This window comes from Exiguobacterium sp. s11 (assembly GCF_018619015.1).
GTDB lineage: Bacteria > Bacillota > Bacilli > Exiguobacteriales > Exiguobacteriaceae > Exiguobacterium_A > Exiguobacterium_A indicum.
Window position 1 is genome coordinate 33,755 of record NZ_JACSNF010000004.1, and the last position, 26,030, is coordinate 59,784.

25 protein-coding genes and 1 other annotated feature are annotated in these 26,030 nt (G+C 47.9%); of the genes, 15 read left to right on the forward strand and 10 right to left on the reverse strand.

All coding sequences use genetic code 11. From position 1 onward, the window contains the following. The first annotated feature begins 243 nt into the window (after positions 1–243). Positions 244–1,593 carry an FAD-dependent oxidoreductase gene (locus tag KNQ12_RS12745; RefSeq protein WP_214748676.1) on the forward strand — a complete coding sequence of 450 codons (1,350 nt, stop codon included), beginning with the start codon at positions 244–246 and terminating at the stop codon, positions 1,591–1,593. Between the two features lie 205 nt (positions 1,594–1,798). Here KNQ12_RS12745 and KNQ12_RS17230 read toward each other — a convergent pair whose 3' ends face one another. Both KNQ12_RS17230 and KNQ12_RS17235 read right to left on the reverse strand, forming a co-directional pair. Continuing rightward, a complete protein-coding gene (locus tag KNQ12_RS17230; protein WP_353047625.1) occupies positions 1,799–2,071 on the reverse strand; it encodes a VOC family protein in 273 nt (90 codons plus the stop codon). A 69-nt stretch (positions 2,072–2,140) separates the two neighbouring features. Continuing rightward, positions 2,141–2,281, reverse strand: a complete 141-nt coding sequence (locus KNQ12_RS17235; RefSeq protein WP_353047626.1) for a hypothetical protein — start codon at positions 2,279–2,281, stop codon at positions 2,141–2,143. 131 nt (positions 2,282–2,412) lie between these two features. Here KNQ12_RS17235 and KNQ12_RS12755 point away from each other — a divergent pair, with 131 nt between their 5' ends. From KNQ12_RS12755 to KNQ12_RS12790, 8 genes are all read left to right on the forward strand, one after another. Next, positions 2,413–3,297, forward strand: coding sequence for an SDR family oxidoreductase (locus KNQ12_RS12755; RefSeq protein WP_029342871.1), 885 nt, complete (start codon positions 2,413–2,415; stop codon positions 3,295–3,297). Between the two features lie 122 nt (positions 3,298–3,419). Then, positions 3,420–3,971: a maltose acetyltransferase domain-containing protein gene (locus KNQ12_RS12760; protein ID WP_023469659.1), complete on the forward strand. Its 552-nt coding sequence runs from the start codon at positions 3,420–3,422 to the stop codon at positions 3,969–3,971. Positions 3,972–4,068: 97 nt separating this feature from the next. Next, positions 4,069–4,953 (forward strand): hypothetical protein, encoded by an 885-nt coding sequence (locus KNQ12_RS12765; protein ID WP_251055843.1) that lies wholly within the window; start codon positions 4,069–4,071, stop codon positions 4,951–4,953. A 19-nt stretch (positions 4,954–4,972) separates the two neighbouring features. Further along, positions 4,973–5,656, forward strand: coding sequence for a response regulator transcription factor (locus KNQ12_RS12770; RefSeq protein WP_023469660.1), 684 nt, complete (start codon positions 4,973–4,975; stop codon positions 5,654–5,656). After that, on the forward strand, positions 5,653–6,924 hold the full coding sequence (locus tag KNQ12_RS12775) for a sensor histidine kinase (RefSeq protein ID WP_214748679.1): 1,272 nt from the start codon (positions 5,653–5,655) through the stop codon (positions 6,922–6,924). Before KNQ12_RS12770 ends, KNQ12_RS12775 begins: the two co-directional genes overlap by 4 nt. 67 nt (positions 6,925–6,991) lie before the next feature. Then, positions 6,992–8,065: a site-2 protease family protein gene (locus tag KNQ12_RS12780; protein ID WP_214748682.1), complete on the forward strand. Its 1,074-nt coding sequence runs from the start codon at positions 6,992–6,994 to the stop codon at positions 8,063–8,065. A 151-nt stretch (positions 8,066–8,216) separates the two neighbouring features. Further along, positions 8,217–9,605: an MATE family efflux transporter gene (locus KNQ12_RS12785; protein ID WP_035395624.1), complete on the forward strand. Its 1,389-nt coding sequence runs from the start codon at positions 8,217–8,219 to the stop codon at positions 9,603–9,605. 108 nt (positions 9,606–9,713) lie between these two features. Further along, on the forward strand, positions 9,714–10,280 hold the full coding sequence (locus tag KNQ12_RS12790; protein ID WP_035395622.1) for a 3'-5' exonuclease: 567 nt from the start codon (positions 9,714–9,716) through the stop codon (positions 10,278–10,280). Positions 10,281–10,699: 419 nt separating this feature from the next. Here the strand turns inward: KNQ12_RS12790 and KNQ12_RS12795 are convergent, their stop codons facing one another. The 3 genes from KNQ12_RS12795 to KNQ12_RS12805 form a co-directional block, all read right to left on the reverse strand. Further along, complete coding sequence (locus KNQ12_RS12795) at positions 10,700–11,815, reverse strand: NADH-dependent flavin oxidoreductase (RefSeq protein ID WP_023469665.1); 1,116 nt, start codon at positions 11,813–11,815, stop codon at positions 10,700–10,702. A 92-nt stretch (positions 11,816–11,907) separates the two neighbouring features. Then, positions 11,908–13,998 carry an MMPL family transporter gene (locus tag KNQ12_RS12800; protein ID WP_214748685.1) on the reverse strand — a complete coding sequence of 697 codons (2,091 nt, stop codon included), beginning with the start codon at positions 13,996–13,998 and terminating at the stop codon, positions 11,908–11,910. Between the two features lie 69 nt (positions 13,999–14,067). Further along, entirely contained in the window at positions 14,068–14,862 is a 795-nt protein-coding gene (locus KNQ12_RS12805) for a hypothetical protein (protein WP_023469667.1), read from the reverse strand. Positions 14,863–14,977: 115 nt separating this feature from the next. On the opposite strand from KNQ12_RS12805, the gene KNQ12_RS12810 reads away from it, so the two are divergent. Continuing rightward, positions 14,978–15,151: a YycC family protein gene (locus KNQ12_RS12810; protein ID WP_214748689.1), complete on the forward strand. Its 174-nt coding sequence runs from the start codon at positions 14,978–14,980 to the stop codon at positions 15,149–15,151. Positions 15,152–15,197: 46 nt separating this feature from the next. On the opposite strand, the gene KNQ12_RS12815 is transcribed toward KNQ12_RS12810, so the two are convergent. Continuing rightward, positions 15,198–15,680, reverse strand: coding sequence for a site-2 protease family protein (locus tag KNQ12_RS12815; RefSeq protein ID WP_058265683.1), 483 nt, complete (start codon positions 15,678–15,680; stop codon positions 15,198–15,200). 180 nt (positions 15,681–15,860) lie between these two features. Then, positions 15,861–17,867, reverse strand: a complete 2,007-nt coding sequence (gene pulA, locus KNQ12_RS12820; protein WP_251055844.1) for a type I pullulanase — start codon at positions 17,865–17,867, stop codon at positions 15,861–15,863. Positions 17,868–17,978: 111 nt separating this feature from the next. Here pulA and KNQ12_RS12825 point away from each other — a divergent pair, with 111 nt between their 5' ends. Continuing rightward, positions 17,979–18,473, forward strand: coding sequence for a YajQ family cyclic di-GMP-binding protein (locus tag KNQ12_RS12825; RefSeq protein WP_023469671.1), 495 nt, complete (start codon positions 17,979–17,981; stop codon positions 18,471–18,473). Between the two features lie 109 nt (positions 18,474–18,582). Here KNQ12_RS12825 and KNQ12_RS12830 read toward each other — a convergent pair whose 3' ends face one another. Next, on the reverse strand, positions 18,583–19,368 hold the full coding sequence (locus KNQ12_RS12830) for a 3-hydroxybutyrate dehydrogenase (RefSeq protein ID WP_214748693.1): 786 nt from the start codon (positions 19,366–19,368) through the stop codon (positions 18,583–18,585). A 121-nt stretch (positions 19,369–19,489) separates the two neighbouring features. Between KNQ12_RS12830 and KNQ12_RS12835 the strand changes: the two genes are divergently transcribed. From KNQ12_RS12835 to KNQ12_RS12845, 3 genes are all read left to right on the forward strand, one after another. Continuing rightward, positions 19,490–20,368, forward strand: a complete 879-nt coding sequence (locus KNQ12_RS12835) for a LysR family transcriptional regulator (RefSeq protein WP_214748696.1) — start codon at positions 19,490–19,492, stop codon at positions 20,366–20,368. A gap of 91 nt (positions 20,369–20,459) precedes the next feature. Then, on the forward strand, positions 20,460–20,873 hold the full coding sequence (locus KNQ12_RS12840; protein ID WP_023469674.1) for a carboxymuconolactone decarboxylase family protein: 414 nt from the start codon (positions 20,460–20,462) through the stop codon (positions 20,871–20,873). A gap of 76 nt (positions 20,874–20,949) precedes the next feature. Beyond that, complete coding sequence (locus tag KNQ12_RS12845; protein WP_214748699.1) at positions 20,950–21,543, forward strand: metallophosphoesterase family protein; 594 nt, start codon at positions 20,950–20,952, stop codon at positions 21,541–21,543. Positions 21,544–21,605: 62 nt separating this feature from the next. Here the strand turns inward: KNQ12_RS12845 and KNQ12_RS12850 are convergent, their stop codons facing one another. Together KNQ12_RS12850 and argS are read right to left on the reverse strand one after the other, a co-directional pair. Continuing rightward, positions 21,606–22,211 carry a hypothetical protein gene (locus tag KNQ12_RS12850; protein ID WP_050678446.1) on the reverse strand — a complete coding sequence of 202 codons (606 nt, stop codon included), beginning with the start codon at positions 22,209–22,211 and terminating at the stop codon, positions 21,606–21,608. Between the two features lie 30 nt (positions 22,212–22,241). Further along, entirely contained in the window at positions 22,242–23,924 is a 1,683-nt protein-coding gene (argS, locus tag KNQ12_RS12855) for an arginine--tRNA ligase (RefSeq protein ID WP_214748701.1), read from the reverse strand. 60 nt (positions 23,925–23,984) lie between these two features. After that, positions 23,985–24,202, reverse strand: a binding site (T-box leader). Positions 24,203–24,324: 122 nt separating this feature from the next. On the opposite strand from argS, the gene KNQ12_RS12860 reads away from it, so the two are divergent. Further along, positions 24,325–26,010 carry a GGDEF domain-containing protein gene (locus KNQ12_RS12860; RefSeq protein ID WP_251055845.1) on the forward strand — a complete coding sequence of 562 codons (1,686 nt, stop codon included), beginning with the start codon at positions 24,325–24,327 and terminating at the stop codon, positions 26,008–26,010. Positions 26,011–26,030: the final 20 nt, after the last annotated feature.

The following is a 26,030-nucleotide window of genomic DNA, read 5'->3' on the forward strand; positions in this document are numbered from 1 at the left end:
ATCCATCGGTTTCCACCCCTTCATTAAAAATCTATTTTCATTATAACCCGAATTTCAGTAACTAAAACAGTTTTACGCATTCTTCACATAATCCAAACACTTTTGCTCACTCATTCACAATTTAGACAAGATTATGCTCAACATTGAACAAATCACTTGAAAATGACCTTGTGAAGGATTACACTAAGTATATCAAATGAATGTGATATTTATCACAAACAAAACACAAAGGAGACTTTACCCATGAAAGTAGCAGTCATCGGATGTACACACGCAGGAACAGCAGCAGTCAAAGAACTCGCTTCACAACAAGACGTCGAGATTACCGTTTATGAGCGGAATGACAATGTATCGTTTCTCTCTTGTGGAATCGCGCTTCACGTCGGTGGTGTCGTCAAACATGCGGAATCACTTTTCTACTCATCACCAAGTGAACTCGCTGAACTCGGCGCTGAGATGCGTCTGAAACATGATGTGCTTGAAATCGATAGTGAACGCCAAACGATCGTTGCGAAAAACCTCATGACTGGTGAAGTCGTTTACGATACGTACGATAAACTCATCATGACGACAGGATCATGGCCAATCATTCCGATGCTTCCTGGCATCGAGTTGAATCAAATCGAGCTCTGTAAAAACTATCACCATGCTCAAACAATCATTGAAAAAGCGACAGAAGCACAACGGATCACAGTCGTTGGTGCAGGGTATATCGGTGCTGAACTCGTCGAAGCGTTTGAAGCATACGGAAAAAACGTCACGTTCATTGATAGTGCGGATCGCATTCTCAACAAATACCTCGACCGCTCATTCACTGACGTCATCGAACGTGAATTGACAGACCGTGGTATTCGTCTCGAACTCGGGCAAACCGTCCAAAGCTTCAAAGGGGAAAACGGCGCTGTGACACACGTCGTCACAGACAAAGGAACGTTCGAAACGGATCTCGTCATTCTCTGTGTCGGTTTCCGCCCAAGTACGGAACTCTTAAAAGGACAGGTCGACATGCTACCGAACGGTGCCATCATCGTTGACGATTATATGCGCACAAGCAACCCGAACATCTTTGCTGCTGGTGACAGCTGTGCCGTCTATTACAATCCAGCTCGGACACATGCCTATATTCCACTCGCAACGAATGCTGTCCGGATGGGAACATTGATTGGTAAAAACTTGCGCGCACCAAAGATTCGTTACCAAGGAACACAAGGCACATCTGGTCTTCGCCTATATGATTTGAACATCGCGTCGACTGGTTTGACAGAAGAAGCGGCACCCTTGTTCGGACTCGAAGTGAGTAGCACGACAGTCACAGATGCGTATCGCCCAGAGTTCATGCCAACAGCAGAAGACGTCCAATTGAAGCTCGTCTTCGAGACAGCAACCCACCGTGTCGTCGGTGCACAAATCATCTCAAAAGTTGATTTGACACAAGCGATGAACACACTGTCTGTCGCGATTCAAAACGATATGACACTTGAAGAGCTCGCTTTCGTCGACTTCTTCTTCCAACCGCACTACAACAAACCGTGGAACTTGCTGAACCAAGCAGCTCTGCAAGCGATGAATGAGCGTCAATCCGCTCGTGTCTAAGCGCATTACACGATCAATCAAACAAGCAACGGATCACCGTTGCTTGTTTTAGACTGAAGACAACGTGCAATTTTTCTCTAACGAGAAGGATTGCACTTTTTTGTTCGTCTCGCATCGTTTTCCTGGGACAAGCATCGCGTCGCTTCGCTTCAGGGTCGCTCCTACTTGTTTTTCCTTAGGAAGCGATTTCGAATGAAAACACCAGTTATATCGTCTTTTTCTCCGATTCAGTCTCAAATAGATGTTGCCAGTCTTGATACGGCATCGTGCCGTTCACCGTCTCCATGTCAAAGCGTAACGGTGCAATCAACTCGAGTGAATTTCCATCTGGATCCTCGAAGTAGATCGCCGCGTGCGCATGTGGATGGTTATCGAGAACGAGCGGTTGATCGGCTGCCGCTACACCAAAGGCGGATCGGACGATAATGCCCATCTCCTTTAACCAGTCCTGTGCTTTATCGATATTTTCTTGCTCCATTCGAAACGCCACATGTCGAATCGATGGATGATACGGTAACTCGGCTTGACCGGCTTTCCATAAACCTAATCAACTCTTGCCGTGCTCGATCCAAAAGAAAGCGACGCGTTCATTTTGGAACGCACATGCAAGTCCCAATTTTTCATAAAAGGCAATTGATCGTTCAAGTTCTTTGACCGGTAAATGAGCTTCATACAATCCAGTAATCATCTTCTTCACACTCCTCTTTTTCTAGTGTAAACCATCAATTTCCAAATTTACTACGATCAGAAACGTTTAATCCGACCTGTTGAGGGAACATACACCCTATACCAAAACCAACTTTCAGGAGGAATGTTTACATGGCTGCATCGAAAAATCCGTTAACCCAATACTTCAATGACGATTTCCCAAAACAATATCAGGACGCACCAGCGGTTCAAGCAAAAATGGAACCTGTTCCCGATTGTGGCGAAGAGAGTTATAAAGGCTCTGGCAAATTGATCGGCAAAAAAGCACTGATTACGGGTGGCGACTCCGGCATCGGCCGAGCAGCAGCCATTGCCTATGCTCGTGAAGGGGCTGACATCGTGCTCAACTACTTACCGGAAGAACAACAGGATGCGGAAGAAGTCAAAGCACTCGTTGAAGCAGCGGGACAAAAAGCATATCTCTTACCTGGTGATTTAAGTGATGAAGCGTTCTGTGGACAACTCGTCAAAGAAGCACACGAATCGCTCGGCGGGCTCGACATATTGGCACTTGTCGCTGGTAAACAACAAGCCGTCGAAGACATTCTCGACCTGTCGACGGAGCAACTACGCAAAACTTACGAAATCAATGTCTTTTCCCTCTTCTGGGTCGTCAAAGCAGCCTTGCCACTCTTGAAAGAAGGGGCTTCGATCATTACGACGACATCCGTTCAAGGATATAACCCAAGCGCGAACCTCTTGGATTATGCATCGACAAAGTTTGCTATCAACGGTTTCACGCGTGGACTTGCTAAACAAGTCGCGCCAAAAGGAATCCGTGTCAACTCCGTCGCACCTGGTCCGATTTGGACACCGCTTCAAATCTCGGGTGGTCAGCCAAGCGAGAACATTCCAGAGTTCGGGCAGGAAACACCACTGAAACGCAGTGGTCAACCGGTCGAACTATCAGATGTCTATGTCTTCCTCGCTTCAGACGCTGCGAGCTATGTCACGGCGCAAATCTATGGTGTCACAGGCGGAATTGAATTGGCATAAGGATTGAATTTCGACAGGATAGCTTCGGCTATCCTGTTTTCGCTTGTCTTAACGGGATATCAGTTGCATCACCGGGTACCATTTAGTCTAATGAAAGTAATAACGATGAAGGAGTGAATCAGATGACTGAAAAAGAAAAGATGATTCAAGGGGAACTCTACTTAGCACAAGATCCGGAACTCGTAGCTGACCGTATCCGGGCACAATCGCTCTGTTATGAGTTCAATCAATTGAGTGTCCATGATGGGACTAAACGGAAGGCACTTCTTCAACAATTATTCCAGACGGAGCAAGCCGACTTTTACATTGAACCGACCTTTAAATGTGACTATGGCTACAACATTACGTTAGGGGCTCGCTTTTATGCCAACTACGACTGTGTCTTGCTCGATATTTGTCCGATCACGATTGGCGACAACTGCATGCTTGCTCCAGGAGTACATATCTATACTGCGACCCATCCACTCGATCCTGTCGAGCGCAACAGCGGTTATGAATTCGGAAAACCGGTCGCTATCGGAAATAATGTCTGGATCGGTGGACGCGCGGTCATCAATCCCGGTGTGACGATCGGAGATAATGCTGTCATCGCCTCAGGAAGTGTCGTCGTTAAGGATGTACCGGCAAACAGCGTCGTCGGTGGAAATCCGGCTCGAATCATCAAGACGATCTAATTCTCATCAAATTCTAATCTGTTCCTCAGCTTCCTTTCACGTGGTCTGGTTATTCTATGTATAAGAACAACAGCCACTACTAAAGGAGGACATCATCATGACTGAAAAACGAACAAATAAAGGGAATAAACGTTTCAAAAAAGGAATCGCTACACTTGCCGTAACGGGTACAGTCTTAACAGGAGCCGGCGCGTTCCTCCTCTTCACAGGTCCAGGACACTCTCTCGTCAACTCGACGGTCACCACTTCACAGCAGGCAGAGCAAAAAGTCGAAGCTGCTTCGCGCCAAGTCGAACAAAAGCTTCCAGCTTCGATGCGTGACGATCAGGAACTCGAAGGCACATTACAAAAACTATCGAATCGTTCAATGACGATCGACGTCAATGGTGACGCTCAGACGTATGACTTTGCTTCGTCAGTCGAACGCGAAGCCGTGCAAGAAGGCGATTGGGTCAAAATCGATCTGAATGCGAATCAGCAAATCACGGAACTGGAGCGAGAAGATCAAGACGATCGGAATGACCGAGAAGACGATGGCAATCGCTCAGATGATTCATCAGACGATGCGAATGAACGATACGGCATCCTTCGTGCCCTATCACAAAGTGAATTGACACTCGAACAAGATGGGCAAGAGACGGTTTACGCGATTGCGGATCGTGCGGAACGTGATGCTGCGAAATCTGGGGATATCGTAAAAATCGAATTGAATGCAGACGGTCAAGTCCGTGAAATCGACAGCGAAGATGACGACGAGGATCGTAATGCTACACGCGACGAAGACCCTGACGATGCACGGGAACAAGAAGTCCGCGGCACGCTCGCTAAAATAACGAATCAAGAGATCATCATCGAACAAAACGGTGCACAAAAGTCATACTCTCGTGCATCAAACATGGAACAAGATGATGACGTCCGAGTCGGTGGTTCCGTCAAACTTGAGTTGAACGCGTCAGACGAAGTAACAGAAATCGATGAATGATCATTAAAGGAGGATGTTTATGCCAACCACCATCTTAATCGTTGAGGACGATGCGAAAATCGCACGCCTCCTTGAACTCGAACTCCAATATGCCGGGTACGCGACACGTGTCGCCTCTAACGGAAAAGATGGTCTCGCTGCCGCTGAGCATTCGGTTGATCTCGTCTTACTCGACGTGATGATGCCGGAGCTGAGCGGCTTCGAGGTGTTGCGCAGGCTCCGCGGAAAAGGCATTCATGTCCCCGTCATTATGCTAACGGCACGTGGAGAAGTTTACGATAAAGTCGCAGGACTCGATCTTGGTGCGAATGATTATGTGACGAAACCGTTCGAGATGGAGGAACTACTTGCCCGGATCCGGGCGTTACTCCGCACTCCGGCTTCAACGAATAACGCATCGCGCACGTTACAGTTCGCTGATCTTGTACTCGACCTTGATCGACACGAAGCATTTCGCGATGAATTGCGACTCGATTTGACACCACGTGAGTTCGAACTCCTGACGTATTTACTCGAAAACAAGGAACATGTCCTGACACGCGAACAAATCCTAAATCGCGTCTGGGGGTACGATTACTTCGGCGAGACGAATATCGTCGACGTCTACATTCGTTATCTTCGGAAAAAAGTCGATGCCCACCCTCCTGCTTTGATTCAGACCGTTCGTGGGGTTGGTTATGTGCTGAGGGAGGCGAACCCATGAAGCTTCGAACGAAACTTGCTTTATCCGTCACCGCCTTTACGACACTTTTATTGTTGCTTTCGTTCATCGTCGTGACCTTCGTCGTCCGCAATCATTTGATTGAATCGCGTTATACCCAACTGGAACAGGCGGAGGAATTGATGGAGGATGATTCATCGGTCCGGGCATTACTGACGCTTCATGAAGATTCCGTCGTCTTATCGAACGAAGATGGACGATGGGTCATTTCAAACGATGAAGAGGATGACGACTCTTCTACCGTTAACGGAGACGTACGAGCAAGTGACCTCCCCGGTATCCCGCGCTCGAACGAACCTTTCAAGTCTGGCGATTGGTTCGGTATCGTCCATCAGGATCAAGCTTATTTGTTCGAAGATGAAAGCGTCGATGATACGATCTCGACACTCGTCTTGACCTTCGCCATCGTGTTGGTCGTTGGCATCGTCATCGCGTTCATCAGTAGCTTCTGGATTGCGTATCAGACGCTCCGCCCGCTCAGACAACTGAATGATACGATGCAACGGATCTCGTCTTCTGGAACGCTTGAGACCGTACAGACCGAACGCGATGATGAGATCGGTCGCCTCGGTCGCGTCTTCAATCAGATGATTGGGCGTGTCGATCAGACGATGGAACAACAACGGCAGTTCGTCGCTGATGTCTCGCATGAGATGAAGACACCATTGACGGTCATCGAAGGCTATACGCAATTGTTGAAACGATGGGGCAAAACGAAGCCGGACGTCCTCGATGAATCGATTGAACACATCTTGCAGGAGACACACGCGATGCGGACGACCTTGATCGAACCCATGCTCGAACTGTCTCGTCTCGGCTATGAGGAAACGTCTGTTGAAGAGATCGACTTAGCCGAGCTTGGCAGCGAACTCGCCGATCGGATGTATCACGCGACAGGGACGATCATCCCTGTTGATGCCTCTGGAACGATCCGGGCGAATCGCGAAGCGGTGTTACGCATCTTGACGATTTATATCGATAACGCCCTGAAGTATGCCACTTCTCCTGAATTACATCTGCGCCAGGAGCGACTTGCTGTTCTTGACCGTGGAACATCTCTAACGAACGAAGAACGTGCTCGGTTATTCGATCGGTTTTACCGACTTGATGCAGCACGTGATCGTTCAGGAAGTGGACTCGGATTGTCGATTGCCGCAGCACTTGCGACGACACACCATTTTCAGGTCGGTAGTGAAGCGCGTCAGCCAGATGGCAGTTGTTTCTATCTGATTCCCGAGCAGTCTAAATGAAACTTTTTCTACATTTGTGTCGTACACTTAAGGAAGAACGTCACATGATGAAAGAAGGAATTTCACGATGGCTAAAAAACGTTGGGGTGGACTTGCTGTTGCCGGCGCCTTTCTCTTAACGAAAGGAAAGGTCATCCTTGCCTTATTGAAATTTTCGAAGTTTGGAGGCACTCTGATTTCGTTCGGAGTCTCGCTTCTCTTTTACGCTCAAGTATTCGGTGTCTGGTTCGGAGTCGGATTGCTCTATCTCTTATTCATTCATGAGATGGGACATCTACTCGCTGCGAAACGACTCGGTTTTAAAACGGGTCCCGCGATTTTCGTACCCTTCATGGGAGCTGTCATCGGGATCAAAGATACGTTCCGGACTCCAAAACAAGAAGCGATTCTTGCGTACGGTGGACCACTCGCGGGTCTCGTGTCCCTGATTCCGCTTGCAATTGGATACGCTGTGACGGGAAATGACTTCTGGCTCGTCATCTTCCATCTCGGAGCCTTGTTGAATCTCTTCAATCTACTTCCCGTCAGTCCGCTTGACGGCGGACGGATTCTTGCGGGACTTCCGATCATCGTTTGGGTTGCGGGTCTTGCTGCCTTGATTGCTTACGGCATCACGAACTTCAGCCTGATTCTGCTCTTGATCGCTTTCTTCGGCGGCAGTGCTGTCTGGAAACGGTATAAGTTCGCAAAACAATATGAACAGAACCAATCGACCTTGATGTTATACCGTGCTGCACGCGAACGCGTCTTACGCGCAAAGGCGGAACAAGAACGTGCAAACGCGGAAGTCGCTCTTGCACCGGAAGTGGAGGAAGAACAAACGGTCGAAAGTACGTACGACCCGATCGCTTGGTCGCTTCGTCTCGATTTACAAGATTTGCGACAAGCGAGTCCGGAAGAGGCACGTCAGGAAGCGGACGATCTGTTACGGTATCAATATGATGCCGCGAACGACTACGATGCGTTGTTGCGACGAATCGATCAGCGAATCGAACCGCTCCGACTCGCTGAAGAGTCGGTCCAGTATCACCAGATGCCGAAAAAACAACAAACGATCACCTTACTCGCTTACTTGGCGCTCGGTGCCATTTTATTCATTGCTTTCGAGTACTCGAAAGGGTACTTGCCTACACCCTCTTAAAACGAGTTCCATCGGATGCGCTTCATGGCGCATCCTTTTTTTTATAAGACGAACACATTGACTAGAGCGATTTCTTGCATCTCTTCATAGAAGCGACTACTCTGAGTAAAACCCTACTTACCACTTGTCTAAAAAAGGAGGCTCTCCTTCCATGAATAAAAACACTGCCCGTTTGGGTGAAGCACCTATCAACCAGCTCTTACTTAGTCTCTCCTTGCCGGCAATGGTCGGGATGCTCGTCACGGCACTCTATAATATCGTCGATACGATTTTCGTCGCTCAAGGCATCGGTACGGCTGCCGTTGCCGCTGTCGGAATCGCTTTCCCCGTCCAGCTCGTGTTGATGGCAATCGCCAACTCGATTGGGATCGGGGGGGCTGCGATTGCGTCACAACGGCTTGGTCAAAAACAGACGGATGGTGCCAGTCGTGCTTATGCGAACGTCTTGATAGCAGTTTTCTTCATCAGTATGCTCGCCATCATCAGTGCTTTCATCTTCGTCGAACCGTTACTTCGTCTCTTTGGAGCGACAGATGAAATCATGCCGTATAGCATCGATTTCTTACGCGTCCTCTTGATTGGATCTCCTTTCTTCATGTTGACGATGGCGTCGAGTGCAATGCTACGCGCAGAAGGACGCGCGAACTATCAGATGCGCGTCATGCTGACGACGGTTGCCATCAACATCGTCCTGACACCTCTGTTCATCTTTGGTCTTGATTGGGGCATCCAAGGTGCTGCACTCGGAACAGTCGTTGCGCAAATCGTCGGTGCTGCACTTGTTTTCCGATTCTTCTTTACGAAACGTCGGCAAACGGGGTTAACACTCAATCGGAATGCTTTCAAACCCGATTTCCGTTTAACGTTTCGGATGATGCAAATCGGATCATCGTCGTTCATCATGCAAGTCTCCCAATCGATTTTGTTCATCACCGTCAACCACATGCTCGTCCGGTACGGTGGTACGACGGAACTAGCGACGTTTGCGGTCATCAATAAGTTCATGGCGCTCGTCGGTATGCCAATCATGGGGATCGTGCAAGGGATGCAACCGATCGTCGGGTATAATTTCGGTTCTCGGCAATTTAGCCGGATGTCGCTTGCCATCAAGTTGGCAATCCGTTACGGCTTATCGTTATCGATCAGCTTGTGGTTACTGATTCAATTGTTCCCTCGCTTCTGGGTCGGCTTGTTCACGGAAGAAGCAGCACTGCTGCAGGAAGGCTCGAGTGCGATGCGCATCTTATTCGCTTTATCGTTCGTCTATGGGATTCAAATGATTGTCAACGGGATGTATCAATCGCTCGCCAAAGCGAAAGTCGCTTTATTCTTGTCCTTGTCACGCCAAACGTTATACACGATTCCACTCGTTTTGATCTTACCCCTGTTCTTCGGTGTCAATGGTGTCTGGTTCGCTTTCCCGATCGCTGATGCGATGGCTGTCTTGACGGCCCTTGTCTTCGCCTATAAAGATCGCGTTCTATTATTTAAACCGGAGGAGTACGTCGCAGAGGAACAAAAAGTCGCCACCGCGAAGTGACTGGAATGGATATCAGATCATCTGCCTTGCAGATGGTCTTTTTTAATGGACTTCTATAATACGAACATGTATTCTGTTACTAGTGAATGACAGAAAGGAGTCTGCTGCATGTATACATTAGCGATTGACTTTGAAACGGCAAATCGGAATAGCCGAAGCATTTGTGCGTTTGGTTGGTCCGTTCTCTCCAACGGTCGCGTCACGGAGAGTAAACAGGTCTTAATCAATCCAGAAGAGAACTTCGATGCTGGAAACATCCGGGTCCATGGAATTCGTCCGAGTGATGTCTTCGATGCACCGACGTTACCTGAAGCGATGGAAGCACAGGGCTTATACGATTTAATCGCAGGTGCTCAACTGGTCGTTGCCCACAATGCATCATTTGATATGGGGGCGCTCCAGAAAGCGATTCAAAAATACGATATGTACCAGATGCCCGCTTTCACCTACGGCTGCACGGTCAAATTATCCCGCAAACTGTATCCGTGGTTGCCGAACCATCGATTGAATACGATGGCTGAATTCCTCAACGTCTCTTTCCAGCACCATGACGCGAAAGAGGATGCCTACGTCTGTGCCTTGCTCCTAAACGATATGTTGGAACGAACGAATCTACAGGATCCGGTCTCCTTGCATACGTTTTGTGGCGTTCGGATGGGACAGGTTGCCTATTAATAAACAAAAAAATTGTAGACAACAGGGCTGACTCCAAAAAATGACGCATCTTTTCACGCCCTTTCCTCAGGCGAGACACAAGCCAGTTTTCCCGCTCTATTCGAGCAGGAAACGGGTCTCGTTTGTCTCTGCCAGCGCATAAATGCGCTTTTTCCTGTAGGAGTGGCGTGTAACGCGTTATTCTTTTTTATCTAGAAGAAGGATCCGAGACGCGTTTTGTTCACTCGACATCGCTTCCTAGGGAAAAACAAGCAAGAGCGACCCTGCAGCGAAGCGAAGCGGCGCGATGCTTGTCCCAGGAAAACGATGCGAGACGAACAAAAAAGTGCAATCCTTCTCGTTAGAGAAAAATTGCACTTTACCTTCAGTCTCAAAGCACTCTAGACACGAGATCTAGAGTGTTTTTTGATGCTATTCTATTATTTGCTTGTTTGTTTGATCGGGAACCAGCCTGGACGACTTGTGATGCCTGCCCATAATGCATCTGGAACGACGAGTTCTGCTTGTGCTTCTGGATCAAGTTCTGTCCGGATTGACGCAAGGTCACCCGCTTCGACTTTCTCAACCCACTTCGGTTCCATGATCAGTTCACGACCGAGAGCGATCATTGGAACGACAGCCAAACCTTGTTCGACTTCGTCCGCTGTGTGCAGCGATCCGACACCGATGACAGGTACTTGTTCGCCAACACGTTCTTGGACGAGCGTGATTGGTGATGTCGTTGCATTTTCGTCACGAATCGAACCTGCGAAGAAGTCCATCACGGAAACGTGCAAGTAATCGAGGTCTTTTTTCGCCAGCTCATCGACGAGGCGCATCGTATCATCGAGTGTGATTCCTGGATTTTCGATCTCTTCTGGAGAGAAACGGTATCCGACGATGAACGAAGGATCCTGTTTCGCGACAGCTTCGACTGCATCCACGACCGCTAATGGGAAGGCGAGACGTTTTTCTAAGCTACCGCCCCATTTGTCTTCGCGACGGTTTGAGTGTGGTGAGAAGAATTGTTGAATCAAGTACGTGTTCGCACCATGAATCTCAACACCGTCAAATCCAGCTTCCATCGCACGACGTGTCGCCTGACCGAATGCTTCAATGATTGCTTCAACTTCTTCCGCCTCTAGCGCACGAGGTGTCATTGCTCCTTCACGTACAGGTGCGACAGCACTTGCACTGACTGTTTGCCCACCGACGAGTTCTGGTGGTGCCATACGACCAGCGTGGAAAATTTGTAAGATCGCTTTTGCGCCTTTATCTTGAATCGTTTTTGCGAGTCGCTTCAGACTTGGAACGAGATCGTCACGATGCGCACCGAACTCATTCGGGAATCCTTGACCGTCTGCTGTGACATTCGCACATGCTGTAATGACCGCACTGACGCCGCCTGAACGTTCTGCATAGTACGCGAGTTCCGCATCCGATACTTCGCCGTTCTCTTGTGCTGCATAGTTCGTCATCGGTGCCATCAAGACGCGGTTTTTCAGCGTCACACCGTTTGGTAATGTAAATGGTTCAAACATTGCTTGAGTTGCCATGAGTGAAGTGCCTCCTCTAATTTCTTGAATTGAATATCGACAGTATACGCTCGTCTTCCTCCGAATAGCTACTGATGTGCTTACGCGATGTGTCACTTGCGAATCGCTTTACGACGACCACCCGGCCACCACCAGTTCCAGTGACCAAATAGTTTCATCAGTGCGGGGACGAGTAGCATCCGGACGATTGTGGCATCAATAAAAATCGCAAGCGCGATACCGACGCCAAGTTGTTTAATTGGACTGACGCCCGTGAAGGCAAACGCCCCTGTGACGACGATCATAATCAAGGCAGCAGACGTAATGATCTTACTCGTCTTCGCAAGCCCCATCTCGGTCGCATAATCGTTATCGCCTGTCTCGTCATAATATTCTTCCATTCGCGAGACGAGGAACACTTCATAATCCATCGATAAACCAAAGACGAGTGAGAAGATGAAGACCGGTGTCAAAATGCCGATCGTCTCCTGCGGAAGAACTGCGCCGGACTCAAACAAGATGACGAGTAATCCGAATGTCGCTCCTAGACTAAGCAAATTCATTAGAATCGCCTTGATTGGAATCAAGATGGACCGAAACGCAATCAGCAGAATGATGAATGTCGCCAAAACGACGACACCGACTGCTAGTGGGAGTTTCGATTCAATGGCATCATAAATTTCCTGATTGAAGGCTGCCGGTCCCCCGACAAGATAACCGTCCGCCTGCATCTTTCGCACCCAGTATTGCGAAGCTGCATCCCCCGGGTCCCCTTTTAAATTGACGTCAATTCGTGCTTGGTCGTTCTCTGACAGAAATGCCGTCAAAGCTTCGCGGCCGGCCGGAACAGCGAGTAACTGTTCGAGCGGCACTTGTTGCTGTTCGGCAATCGTTGCGGCGGATACGACGGACCGTACATCGGGATCCGACTCGAGTCGAATCGTCACGTCTTCGATTTTTTCTCGTCCCACCTCTGAGGAAGCATCAGCAGATAAGATGAGGACGGCGTCCGTTCCATCGTTTCCGAATGTTTTTTCCCACGACTCAAAAGCGAGACGTGACGGATAGGATTCCGGTAAAGCGGTCGCTTGCGGAATGTTTAACGTCAAGTCACGTAACGGCAATAAACAAGGTAAAAGAAGCAATAAAGATAGAATCGTCACTGCGACCGGGCGCTTCATGACGAAACGAGCGAGGCGGCGCCAACGATCTTCACTACGACCTGCTCGTTGCCGGAAGAGTCGCCCTTTTTCTAGCACCTTCCCGAAAACGATCAATAGTGCCGGTAACAATGTCAATGCACTGATGACGGCCCCAAGGACCGAAACGAGCGTTCCGATCGCGACAGCGCGGAAGACATCAACATCAATCAATAACAATCCGGCAAGTCCGACGAATACACAGATTCCAGAAAATAAAATCGAGCGTCCTGCCGTCTCGACCGAACGAATCGCCGCCTTCCGAATATCTTGCCCGTCCTGCCGTTCTTCGCGGAATCGATTGACGTATAGCAATGAAAAATCAATTCCGAGTGCTAGGGAAATCATCGCAACCGCATTTAAGACGAAAATCGATAACTCTTGTTGTCCGGCAACGAAATAAAGAACACCGGCACCAAAGACAAAAGTGACGAGTCCCATGATCAACGGTAAGATGGCGGCAACGGGTGTACCGAAAACAAGTAGTAAGACGATCAAGGCTGCCGGAATTCCAATCAACTCAGCTCGGATGAGGTCATTTTTTGACGCTGTATTCAAATCATCGACGACGACTGGTTCACCCGTTAGTCGAATCGTCCCGGTATCATCCAGTTGACGCGTGACCGCAGCTGCCCATTTCGCATCAAGTGTTGGTACACCGACCGTCACGTATCCCTTATCGTCACGAATCGCTCGCGGATTTTCGACGGGACCAATGACGTTCCCGACGCCATTAATATCACGGAAGCGCTCGACATGTTGCATCATCGTTTGTCGTAGATTCTCTTGATTTTCAAATAGAACGATGATCGTATGCGGATCCTGACCGAAGTCTTGATCGAGTACTGTCTCGACGCGTTGAAAATCACCGTCACGCGTAAATCCGTTTCCTTCTAGCCGATCGGGTAGTTGATAAGCGAAATATCCAAGCACGACGAGCAGGATTGCCCAAACAATCAACACTCCTCGAAAATACGTACTCATCAGATGACCAAGCCGTTGCATGATGCGTCCCCTTTCTGTATAAACGTACAAAAAACATCCTTCTTGCTGAAAAGCGAAAAGGATGTTTCATTACGTCTTTTGAAAAATTTGAACCCATGTGTTGCCGAATGTCGCCGATGTCGACACGATCGCAAGACGTCGCGCCTCTTCATCGAGTAACACACTTTTGAGTAAAACGGAGGAATGGCATCCCTCGAACTTATATTTCAGCTGACTCTTCTCATACAAGTAAAAGCGAGATGAATCGGTGATCGAAAACAATTGGTGCCGGTGGTCAACGAGCGAGTACTCCGCGTAATCCGAAAAAGGAATAATCGATTCCTGATTCGTCGCGGCATCCCAAATCACATACCGTTTTTGTAGATCATCATAGGAGATGATCGTCGTAGGTGCGATGAACCGTTCGAACGTCAAACGTGTATCATATCCTCGCTCAATCAAGCGTCCGAACAACGGTGCCTCTTCATAGTTTGAGTACCGCCAGTCCCCTGTTTGAACGTTCACGCAGACAACATCCGTTTCTGCCGAATATAGGAAGATCTCATCGTCTTGCCACAAGAATAAATTACTGAACCACGCTTCGGAAAAAGCAGCGGGTCGCTTGATATAATCTAAATGCCCTTGCTCTAAATCCAATAAACCAAAATAAGCTGACTCTTCAAATACGATGAACAATCGCCCACCGCCTGGCTCAATGTACCAGGAGAATGGAACATACGCACATGCTGTTTCCCATAGTGGTCTTAAATCCGCATCACATTTCATAAATCCGTGGCGATCTCGAAAAAGAAGCAAATCCTCCCCGATTCGATCGAACAGTGAGACGGATTCATGGAGTAACAGCTCTGCAGCAGGTTTATACATATGCATCACTTCCTACTTCATACGGTATCAACCTTCTCAGTTTCTCGCTACTATTGATGCGCTCGACTTGCACCTCCTGTTATACTAGCCTCATGGAAAAAGGAGGACGAACACGATGAAACCTTTACAATTATCAGCAGAGACGGCTGTCGAACTCGCAAAACGTCTGAACGTACCACTTGAACAACTGATGCATATGCCGCGCCATATCTTGATTCAAAAGCTCGTCGAACTCGAGCAGGAACAAGTGAAAACAGAATCTGATTCGTCTAGCGAATCGGAATCTTGAGTAAAAAGCCTCTATTCCAATGACGGAAAGAGGCTTTAATCTTCGTTTAAGATTGTGGATGATAGTCGGATTTACCGTAACGGAAGACATTGATGATTGCTTTTCCGTCACTCGGATAACCATTCGGATGATCGATCGGGAAGAGGGAGAAAAAGACGAAATAAAACGAGAAATACGCAAATTGGTACGTAAAAATCGATGCCTCGAACACGCCGGCATAAATAAGACCATTTACGACTAAGATACTCACCAAGTTCGCGATCGATCCACCAGCATACACCATGATATTAGCAAACTTCGTTTCATGACGTAGCGCCTCATATTGACACCATCCATCCCAAAAATAAACACGATTCAGTCGAATTGGACCAACACGAAGCAATGATTTGCCTGAACCAATATTGATTTCCATGTTTCCACCGAATAATCGGGCAAAAAAGTAATGTCCCATCTCATGAATCAATGTCACGATAGGCAACAGCAAAAAGAACGACAAAAAGAACTTCCATAAATCACCGAAACCGAACATACACCGTACACCCTCTCACTTCAAAACAATATCTTAAATACTACATATGATTTTTCCCGAAAGATGTATCTTCAAACAATGTTTCGATGATTTTCGCAAGTCAATTGCATGACAGACTGACATCGGACTGTCATCCACGCAAAAAAGGACGAAGCCTTATAGCGCTTCGTCCTTTTTGATTTAATCGGTTTTCTTACGACGTTTGTTCGCTGCGTACAACAATCCGATAATCGTCAGTGCTGCACCGCCTGCTACCGCATATTTCTTGTAATCCGCTTTTCGTTCGGCGATGACCGTCGTCGTCAATGCTTGGACGACCAACTGTTTCTCTTCATGCAGTCGTGGTGCGTGCAACTTAACGGCACCCGACTCCACCAACACCTCGAATTCACCGTTTGGCAATTCAATCGTGATATCCTCTTCCGTCGCATTATGGTAGACACGCTGCCGTTCGATGTATCCTTCATAGGTTCGTTTCAGTTCAAAGGCAATGACACCTTCCCCTTCTTCGAGGAAACGAAGATGCTTCTTGATCATCGCTGCGTTTGCGAGACGAAACATCGGATACTGACGACGGAGGGCAATCAATCCTTTGACGTACTCGACGGCCGGACGCTCTGTTTCTGCCCGTTCATAATCGAGACGATTGACGATCTCTCCGGCATTGAAGCTGTCACGAATACCGTCCTTCGTCCGGAAAAACTCTTGTCCGGCATGAAGGAACGGAATCCCTTGTCCCGTCAAGATGATCGCATTCGCGAGCATTTGCCGTTTCCGGCGAATCTCTTCCGTATCCTCTGGGCGAGACACCGTTAATTTATCCCAAATCGTCAAATCATCGTGCGCTTCGACATACGAGACGACCTGATTCGGCTCATCGGCAAATCCTTGTGAAGAGACGTTACCAGCGATTCCCCGTTTGACTTCACTCGTCCGGTCGAATGCCCCGCTGATGAAACCACGGTCTTCCGGCGTTTGAACATCTCCTTTGACCCCGTCTCGTAAACCGTTATTGAAGTGAGCGATTCCTGGCATTTTCGGTGCATTGAAGTAGTTCGCTTTTTCTTCTGGATCAAGTGGCGTATCGAGATCCCAGCCTTCACCGATGATCAGAATCGATGGATCGATCCGGTCAAGTGCATGGCGCACCTGATTCATTGTCTCGACATCATGAAGTCCCATCAAATCGAATCGGAAACCATCAAGGTGATATTCTTTCGCCCAGTACGTCACACAATCAAGAATGAACTTTCGCATCATCAGACGTTCAGATGCGGTATCATTTCCACAGAAACTACCATTTGAGAGACTACCATCCGCCTCTTGACGATAGAAGTATCCAGGAACGAACTGACCGAGCGGAACCGTTGCTGCATCATACGTATGATTGAAGACGACGTCCATGATGACACGGATCCCGCGATCATGTAACGCTTGTACTAATTGCTTTAACTCAAGGATTCGCGTTCGTGGATCATCCGGATTCGATGAGTACGAACCTTCCGGCGCAAAGTAATTCACCGGATCATACCCCCAGTTATAGTTATCCGGGTCGTTCGGCGCTGTCTCATTGACTGAGCCAAAATCATAGATCGGCAGTAACTGGACATGCGTCACACCAAGATCCGCTAAATAATCAAGTCCTGTCAATCCGCCATTTGGTGTCCGTGTCCCTGCTTCCGTCAGCCCAGCGAACGTACCACGTGCGACGACACCACTAGCCGGATGACTCGTTGCATCGCGTACATGTAATTCATACACAACTGCGTCTTGCGAAGAATGGAACAGTGGGCGTTCTTCGATCCATCGTTCTGGTGTCACACTTGTCGGGTCAATCAACGCACCGCGTTTTCCGTTCGTTCCGACGGCTTTCGCATACGGATCGACCGCCTCGACTTTTTGTCCGTTGATGCTCGCTTGAAACGTATAGAAATAACCTTCATATGCTGCTCGATCGAGTTCAACGACGTACGTTCCCCGTTCGCCTGCCATCATCTCGACCTCTTCGACTTTTCGTGCGCGTAGTGTCTTGTAGAGACGAATCACGACACGTTCTGCCGTCGGCGCCCATAAGCGCACGCGAATCGCCGTCTCTGAGAAGGTCGCTCCTAAATCATTTCCACTATAGGCAAATCGCTCATCCAGTTCTTGCGGTGTGAGCGTCAACATGTCTGCTGTTTGTTTCAAAGCTAAGCACCCCTTTCATTTCATGGTTTTTATTATAACAAAATTTCAAAGCAGTGGACGCTTCCGGTATTCCTCTCTAAAATAGAGAGTGGAATGAAAGGGGAGATTAACATGGCAGCAAAAGATAATTCATTTGATATCGTGTCACAAATCAACATCGAGGAAGTCAAGAACGCCGTCCAGATCGCATTGAAGGAAATCACGAACCGCTTCGACTTCAAAGGTTCAAAGAGCGACATGAAGCTCGAAAAAGAGGATTTGATTCTAATCTCAGATGACGATTTCAAACTCGATCAAGTCAAAGATGTCTTAACAGCAAAATTGATCAAGCGCGAAGTTCCGACCAAAAACCTGCAGTACGAAAAAGTCGAACAGGCTGCTGGGAATACGGTTCGCCAACGTGTCATCCTTAAGAGCGGAATTGATCGTGACGATGCGAAAAAGATCAACAATGCCGTCAAGGAATCGAAATTAAAAGTGAAGACACAAATCCAAGATGATCAAATCCGTGTCACAGGTAAATCACGTGACGACCTACAACAAGTCATGCAAATCGTTCGTGAACTTCCGTTATCGGTCGATGTTCAGTTCATTAACTTCCGTTAATCCACTCACGTCAAATTAGCTGAACGTTTTTGTTCAGTCCATCAAACAAAAAAGGGAGGTGCTTTCTGGATTGTATCCAAAAAGTACCTCCCTTCATTTATATCGTTGCTTACTGCGCTGTATAACCACCATCGAGAACGACAGCTTGACCCGTGACACCCGCCGCTTTGTCACTTGCAAGGAAAATAGCGTAATCCGCGATTTCTTTGACTTGGAGTAACCGTTGTTGCGGAACAAGTGGGTAGATGACTTCTTCTAATACACGTTCGAGTGGTACATTCCGTGTTTCAGCGAGCGAAGACAATTGGTTTTGGACGAGTGGTGTATCGACATATCCTGGGCAAATCGCGTTGACCGTAATACCAAAAGTTGCTCCTTCTAATGCTGCGACTTTCGTTAAACCGATGACGCCGTGTTTCGCACTGTTATAAGCAGCTTTCCCTGCAAAACCAATCAATCCGTTGATTGATGACATGTTCAAGATTCGTCCAGAGCCTTGTTTTTTCATGATCGGGAAGACATATTTTGTATAAAGGAATGGTGCACGAAGCATGATGCTTTGAAGCAAGTCGAATTTCTCAGTCGAGAACTCTTCGATTGGTGAGACGTGTTGCATACCCGCATTGTTGATGACGATATCAATCGTTCCGTAGTGTGCGACAGTCTGTTCGATACTTGATTTGATTGCCTCTTCATTCGTCACGTCACCTGCGACGGCAAACGCATCGAAGCCTTTTTCACGAAGTGTTTCAGCAGAGCGTTTTGCAGCTTCTTCCTGAAGATCGACGATGACGACCTTCGCACCTTCTTGGGCGAATTCTTCAGCGATCTCAAGACCGATTCCGCTTGCTGCTCCTGTAATTAATGCAACTTTTCCTTCGAGTTGTTTCATCATGATGAATTCCTTCTTTCTTTATCTTTACGTGTTCGGTCTCTTTACTGTACGCTGATTGAAAGAATAATAAAAATGAATACTTGTTATGACATCTATAACTCAAAAGAATAGGAGAATACTGATGGATTTCCGCCAACTGGAATACTTTACGGAAGTGGCACGCTTCAAAAGCTTCACTCGTGCCGCTGAACATCTCCACGTCACGCAACCGACACTCAGTAAAATGGTCCGTCACTTAGAAGAAGAACTTGAAGTGGATTTGTTCGATCGGAGTAAACGACAAATCGTCCTGACGGATGCCGGTGAGACCTTATTGATTGAAGGTGAAAAGATTCTGCGGCAGTTATCTGACCTGCCTTCCCACCTCTATGATGTCATGCATCTGACGAAGGGAACGATTCGGCTCGGTGTTCCCCCACTGATCGGTTCACTGTTTTTCCCGGGTCTCCTGCGTCGCTTCGAAGAGATGTATCCGATGATTCAAATCGAATTAATCGAAGCCGGTGGGCATGCGCTAGAAAAAGCGGTCGTCGCCGGTGAAGTCGATTTGATCGCAACGGTGCTGCCTTCGAATGAGCATTTAACGACACACCCCTTCATTGAAGAAGAATTGCATTTGTTTTTACCAAATGATCACCCACTCGCCGATCGATCGATGATTGCGTTAGAGGAAGTCGCCGACATGCCGTTCGTCTTGTTCAATGAAACATTCTCACTACACGATGTCGTCTTGAACGCCTGCCAAGATGCCGGATTTACGCCTAACGTGTCTCGGGTGAGCTCACAGTGGGACTTCTTATGTTTACTAGTCGCAGAAGGAAATGCCGTGACTGTCCTGCCGCGTTCGATCGCGGATCGCTTTTCGATTCGTGGCGTCAAAACGATTCCGCTTGAAACACGTGTCCCGTGGCACTTAGGAATCGCCGTTCCGACCGGTCGCTATCAATCGTATGTGACGCGGAAGTGGATTCAATTCGTTAGCGATATGTATTCCAAATAAGCATACCTTTCATAAAAACCATGTATTTGTAGCATGGTATTTCTTCCTTTACGATAAGAACATCGTTAAAAAAGAAAGGAAGTCCTTTACCATGGCAACTCATTTTGAATCACGTCACGAAACAGGCGTTAAAAAACTCAGCGAATTCACAGACGCAAACGCTGCACAATCTACGCATGACAAAATCTCTGAATCCCTGAAAGATATCGCTCCAGCAGTCGGTGAGTGGATCACGGATTTCGCATACGGTGAAGTTTACAGCCGCGATGGTCTCGTCAACCGTGACCGCGCAATCGTTACGATTGCTTCTCTCGTCACACAAGGTACAGAACCACAGCTTGCTCTCCACATCAATACTGGATTGACAGCTGGTTTAACAGGAAACGAAATCGTCGAAGCTATCATGCATCTTGTTCCTTACACTGGATTCCCACGTGTCTTGAACGCACTTGAAGTCGCAAAAGTCGTCTTTGCAGAACGTGGCGTCACAGTCGAAACAGAATAAGATCCGTACGACTTAATTGAAAAAAGATGGGCATGACGCATTTTCGGGTATCTCCTTAACAAAGGAGTGGTCGATCATGCGTTATGCCCTTTTTGCGGATCTTCATAGCTCATTAGCCGACACAGCGGCTGTCCTAGCTGACATACGGCGGCTCGCTCCCGATGCGCATTTGTTTTGTCTCGGTGATGTTCATGAATGCCATGTCGGTAAAAAGCGAGCGAAGCGCTATTCTTTCGAATCGCTCTCCCTCGTCGTGACGCTCGATGATGATTTTTTAGAGTTGATTGATTTTAAGACGTTGCTTGGCAATCAAGAAGAACGCATCCTGTCGCTCGTCCCACCGCATCTGTCTCCTGTCATCGATGCGTTACGCGATTACCCTCGAAAACAACGGATCGAGGGGGCATTATTGATTCATGGAGATCAACTCAGTTGGTCGCGTGATTTTCTACCCAATCTGTCACAACAACGAGAACCATTACTCTTTTTTGGCCATAGTCATATCAGAGGTTTGTTTCAAAATGGCATCGCCAAACCGAGCCCACTAGGTCAAACTTTATCCATCAAAGGAGAACGGCATGCCGTCAATCTGGGTCCTGTCGTGTTCGAACGAGAATGGTGTCTTTACGATTCAGAGCAACAATCGATTGTGTTCCATCAAGCGAAGTAAGAAGATACGACAAAAGCCGTCGGGCACAGGGCTCGACGGCTTTTGTTCGTGCATCCTATTGATCAGAGATAACGGACAAGCGATGCCTTGACGACATCCACTTGTGTGAAGTTCGTCTCTTCCGCGAATGTTTCGATGACTTGACGAACATCCCCTTGACGACGTACGAAGCTCGTCGGGACTGGTGTCGTACCGACAAGTTGCTCATGCAGACTCGTCAATCGATGATCATCGATGATCGTCGTCATCAAATCAAGGAATAGCAGAACATGCAGACGGTTCAAATAATCCCATGGTTTGTCTTCCGAACGGAATTCATTACGAGCGAGCCATTTTTTCAATCCGATCGCATCGATTTGACTCAACGTCTCTGTCGTACGTGCCGACTTCCAAAGCGTCAACAGTTCACCCAGTTTTTTCCGTGTCTGTTTCTTACGCATGAAGAATTCAAAATTGTCTTTCGTCCGTAACGCGTCTCCTTCAATCGGAGCAATCAAATCGGCTTCCGGCGCCGTCACGAAATCGTGAACGAAATCGACAGACTCTCCCGGTAACCAAGCAGCGACTTTCCCGTGAAAATCAGCCATAAAGGCGACCGTTTCTGCCAAAGGCTCCTGCTTCATCTGTGAAGCAGCTTGCTGTAATCGTTCTTTCGTCTCAGTCTTCATAATCTACCTCTTCTTATTCGTGGATTGGTCTTACATTTCTTCTGGAGCGCCGACACCAAGCAAACGAAGACCCTCTGTCAAGACGATCGTGACAGACTTGACGAGTGCAAGACGCGATTGTTTTGCTGCGTCATCTTCGAGAACACGGACGTGTCCGTAGTATTTATTGAAGCTTTGTGCAAGATCTAAGACGTAGCGGCTGATGATTGACGGCTCACGACGTGTGAACGCGCGATCGATGACCGTCGAGAATTGGTTTAGCATCGACACGACACCCCATGCATGATCATCGGCACTACCAGCGAATGGTGTGCCATCATAGCCACCTTTACGGAGCAATGAGTGCGCACGGGCATTCGTGTACTGGACATACGGTCCTGTTTCGCCTTCGAATTTCAACATCTGCTCAAGATCGAACTCGATGTTGTTCATCCGTTCGTTCTTCAAGTCATGGAAGATGACCGCGCCGACACCAACTTGGCGAGCCGTGGCTTCGGCATTCGCTAAGTTCGGATTTTTTTCCGCGATGTTTTGCTTCGCAACGTCGATCGCTTCTTGTAGTACTTCTTCAAGCAAGACGATCCGACCTTTACGCGTCGACATTTTCTTTCCGTCCTTCATGATCAGACCGAACGGCACATGGTGCATTCCGTCGACGTTCTCAAATCCAAGTTTCTTCAAGACTGCGAACAATTGCTTGAAGTGAAGCGCTTGTTCCCCACCGACGACGTAGAACGCTTGCTCAAAGCGGTACGTTTCGAGACGATAGACAGCAGCTGCTAAGTCACGTGTCGCATAAAGCGTTGCGCCATCTTTCTTTTTAATCAAGGCAGGTGGCATACCCTCTGCTTCGAGGTCGACGACCATTGCCCCTTCTGATTCGACGAGGAGATCTTTTTCTTCGAGCAAATCGATGACGTGTTGCATCTTATCGTTGTAGAAGGCTTCTCCGTTCAAACTATCGAATTTAACACCGAGCATCTCATAGACACGGTTAAACTCGACGAGTGAGACTTCACGGAACCACGTCCAAAGCGTCGTTGCCTGCTCATCACCTTGTTCGAGTTTTTTGAACCAGAGACGTCCTTCGTCCTCAAGTGCCGGATTTGTTTCCGCTTCTTCGTGGAACCGGACGTATAATTTCAACAATTCCTTGATTGGTTCTGCACGGACCGCTTCTTCCTCACCCCACATCGTGTAAGCCACCATCAATTTCCCGAACTGTGTTCCCCAGTCCCCTAAGTGGTTGACACCGACGACGTCGTACCCTTTTTTACGTGAGATTTGGTTGAGCGCGTTCCCGATGACCGTCGAACGCAAGTGCCCCATCGAGAATGGTTTCGCGATGTTTGGTGATGAAAAATCAGTGACGATCGTTTTTCCATTCGCTTCACTTGATCCGAACGCCTCTTGCTCCGTCAGGACTTGGTTGACGATTTCTTGCGAGACGACTTCCCGGTTCAAGAAGACGTTGATGTAAGGACCAACAGCTTGAACGTTCGAGAACAACGGCGCGTCAATTTTTTCTGCGAGCTCCGAAGCAATCATGTTCGGTGCTTTACGGAATGCTTTAGCGAGCATGAAACATGGGAATGCCAGATCTCCATGATCTTCATGTTTCGGTTGCTCGATCAGTTGTTCGATTTGTTCAACCGATAAGGTACCTTCCATGACTTGATGTAATACTTCTGCATACTGCGCTTTATAACTCATCTTTATTTCCTCCTGCTTTACTGATTTTTTGGCAATAAAAAACGCCCCTTGCGCCACGCGCAAAGAGACGGAATGACCGCGGTACCACTCTTCTTGGTGTCACTCGACACCCACCTTGTTCGGGGATAACGGGGTTCCCCCGGCTACGCCTTTTCCATCAGGAATCGGGCAGCGTCTCAGAAGTGCGTTTCACGACCGGTTCGTCCTCAGGCTTCCACCATTCCCTGATTCGCTAGTTGACGAAAATCAACCGTTACTCTCTTCATCATCGACTGTATTCGATATCTTTCACATTATACGCAATTCTTTCTTTTCTCTCAACCTTATTTTTTTGGTAAATGGCTCATCAAAATTTCCACAATTCGGGTATAGGAATAAAAGATACTTCTCAGGGGGAGGGATGTTTCATGCGCTACTACCAACATGTAGCCCGGACGAGCTGGATCGTCTTCGGTCTCGTCGCCTTGACATTATTAGTGATCGGCATCGTTCTCATCCACCAACCTTCCATCCTTCTGTCTCCATCATCAACACTCTTTATTTATTCGGACTCGTTCTCCTGTTTCAGTTCGATAATGTCCGTCGTGGTGGCATTTACTATACATTCCAAGAAGGAATCATCTTATTTTTATTCCTCAATTACGGTTTAACGTACGCCTTGATTTTAAGCCAAGTCGGTATTCTCGTCTTTCAATTCATGTCTCACCGAAAAGCGATTCGTTGGAAACGTTTCGTTTATCTCTACCCGATCAACGCCTTGTTCGATTTAGTCTACATCTCGCTTCCGGTCTTTGCGTATTATGCGCTCGGCGGACCGATCGGCTCAAACTTTACGTATACGAAAGCCTTGCTCCCTTTCATCGGCTTTTTGATCACCGTCTTCCTTGTCTCTTACTTCCAATGTCTATTCGTCAATCGATTCCTCTACTTGAAATACGATTGGCAACGTCTCGTAAAGCTTCAGTCCCTCGTCTACGGGATTAGCATGTTAAGTGCTCTACTTGGAATCTGGTTCTACGATGAAAGTCCGCTCGTCGCGGCTACAGTTTCCGCCTTGATTCTCTTTTTGTTCAAACGTCTGTTGCAAGAGCGTGGCGACTCCCTTGAAGCAAACGATAATGCTAAGCGATTTGATGATGCGAAGGAACATTTGTTGATTTCCCGCTTCGAGCGCGAGACGATCGATTCGTTGCTCCTCGATTTACCGCATCTATTGCCGTTTTCTGAAGGTTGGATCTCGATTCAACAACAGCGGAAACAAGTCATCTATAACATCCGGACGAAACAACCAATCGACGTGTTACCACTGTTTCATTCCTTGTCAGCCGACGATTTGCATACCCCGATCATCTATGGGCTGCGTTGCGACTGGGGAAACGATATTCAAATCGGATTGCCTGTCGATCGTCACTCGATGCTAGCGATTCCTTCGATTACGAGCGGAGAGGTCGATGTTTCGATCATCCTGTTCCATCAAGTCGCAGACGCCTATGATGTGACAAATGCCGACGAATTATCTCGTTTGCTCCGTATCTTTTGTCGCGTCTTAGAACGCTCACGTGAAACGGTCCAACTCTATACGGAAAGTCGGACCGATGCCTTGACCGAATTACCGAATAGTCGGGCTTTTTATGAACACGGTCGGCAGGAATTTGCCGCTGACTGCTATCCGCTCTCCGTTATCCTGTTCGATATCGATCACTTCAAACGTGTCAATGATACGTACGGTCATAAAGTAGGCGATCTCGTCCTTCGTGAACTCGGTCGACGTATCCAGGCGATCCAATTACAATATGATGATGTCTTTGCTGCTCGTTATGGTGGGGAGGAATTCGTACTTCTGTTGCGAAATGGTAGTCAAGAGGCTGCTATCCAGATTGCCGAGATGGTCCGCCATGCGGTCATGGATCGTCCCTTCCTCGTCGATGGTCACCGACTGTCCTTAACGGTCAGCCTCGGAATTGACACAGTGGAGGAAAGATATCAACGAACGTTCGAAGAATCACTCCGTCAAGCCGACCATGCACTCTATGTCGGCGGAAAACACAACGGACGCAATTGTACCGCGCATTACGCAAATCTTTGAAAGGTCGTGACTCTATTGTC

Bases quoted from the DNA above. Each gene is read 5' to 3' on its own strand.
- KNQ12_RS12795 (WP_023469665.1), bottom strand. From the start codon at position 11,815: ATGGCAACTCAAGCAATGTTTGAACCATTTACATTACCAAACGGTGTG.
- KNQ12_RS12790 (WP_035395622.1), top strand. From the start codon at position 9,714: ATGTATACATTAGCGATTGACTTTGAAACGGCAAATCGGAATAGCCGA.
- KNQ12_RS12765 (WP_251055843.1), top strand. From the start codon at position 4,069: ATGACTGAAAAACGAACAAATAAAGGGAATAAACGTTTCAAAAAAGGA.
- KNQ12_RS12755 (WP_029342871.1), top strand. From the start codon at position 2,413: ATGGCTGCATCGAAAAATCCGTTAACCCAATACTTCAATGACGATTTC.
- KNQ12_RS12860 (WP_251055845.1), top strand. From the start codon at position 24,325: ATGTTTCATGCGCTACTACCAACATGTAGCCCGGACGAGCTGGATCGT.
- KNQ12_RS12780 (WP_214748682.1), top strand. From the start codon at position 6,992: ATGGCTAAAAAACGTTGGGGTGGACTTGCTGTTGCCGGCGCCTTTCTC.
- KNQ12_RS12800 (WP_214748685.1), bottom strand. From the start codon at position 13,998: ATGCAACGGCTTGGTCATCTGATGAGTACGTATTTTCGAGGAGTGTTG.
- KNQ12_RS12825 (WP_023469671.1), top strand. From the start codon at position 17,979: ATGGCAGCAAAAGATAATTCATTTGATATCGTGTCACAAATCAACATC.
- KNQ12_RS17235 (WP_353047626.1), bottom strand. From the start codon at position 2,281: ATGATTACTGGATTGTATGAAGCTCATTTACCGGTCAAAGAACTTGAA.
- KNQ12_RS12775 (WP_214748679.1), top strand. From the start codon at position 5,653: ATGAAGCTTCGAACGAAACTTGCTTTATCCGTCACCGCCTTTACGACA.
- KNQ12_RS17230 (WP_353047625.1), bottom strand. From the start codon at position 2,071: ATGGAGCAAGAAAATATCGATAAAGCACAGGACTGGTTAAAGGAGATG.
- KNQ12_RS12815 (WP_058265683.1), bottom strand. From the start codon at position 15,680: ATGTTCGGTTTCGGTGATTTATGGAAGTTCTTTTTGTCGTTCTTTTTG.
- argS (WP_214748701.1), bottom strand. From the start codon at position 23,924: ATGAGTTATAAAGCGCAGTATGCAGAAGTATTACATCAAGTCATGGAA.
- KNQ12_RS12745 (WP_214748676.1), top strand. From the start codon at position 244: ATGAAAGTAGCAGTCATCGGATGTACACACGCAGGAACAGCAGCAGTC.
- KNQ12_RS12845 (WP_214748699.1), top strand. From the start codon at position 20,950: ATGCGTTATGCCCTTTTTGCGGATCTTCATAGCTCATTAGCCGACACA.
- KNQ12_RS12785 (WP_035395624.1), top strand. From the start codon at position 8,217: ATGAATAAAAACACTGCCCGTTTGGGTGAAGCACCTATCAACCAGCTC.
- KNQ12_RS12805 (WP_023469667.1), bottom strand. From the start codon at position 14,862: ATGTATAAACCTGCTGCAGAGCTGTTACTCCATGAATCCGTCTCACTG.
- KNQ12_RS12760 (WP_023469659.1), top strand. From the start codon at position 3,420: ATGACTGAAAAAGAAAAGATGATTCAAGGGGAACTCTACTTAGCACAA.
- KNQ12_RS12835 (WP_214748696.1), top strand. From the start codon at position 19,490: ATGGATTTCCGCCAACTGGAATACTTTACGGAAGTGGCACGCTTCAAA.
- KNQ12_RS12770 (WP_023469660.1), top strand. From the start codon at position 4,973: ATGCCAACCACCATCTTAATCGTTGAGGACGATGCGAAAATCGCACGC.
- KNQ12_RS12850 (WP_050678446.1), bottom strand. From the start codon at position 22,211: ATGAAGACTGAGACGAAAGAACGATTACAGCAAGCTGCTTCACAGATG.
- KNQ12_RS12840 (WP_023469674.1), top strand. From the start codon at position 20,460: ATGGCAACTCATTTTGAATCACGTCACGAAACAGGCGTTAAAAAACTC.
- KNQ12_RS12830 (WP_214748693.1), bottom strand. From the start codon at position 19,368: ATGATGAAACAACTCGAAGGAAAAGTTGCATTAATTACAGGAGCAGCA.
- KNQ12_RS12810 (WP_214748689.1), top strand. From the start codon at position 14,978: ATGAAACCTTTACAATTATCAGCAGAGACGGCTGTCGAACTCGCAAAA.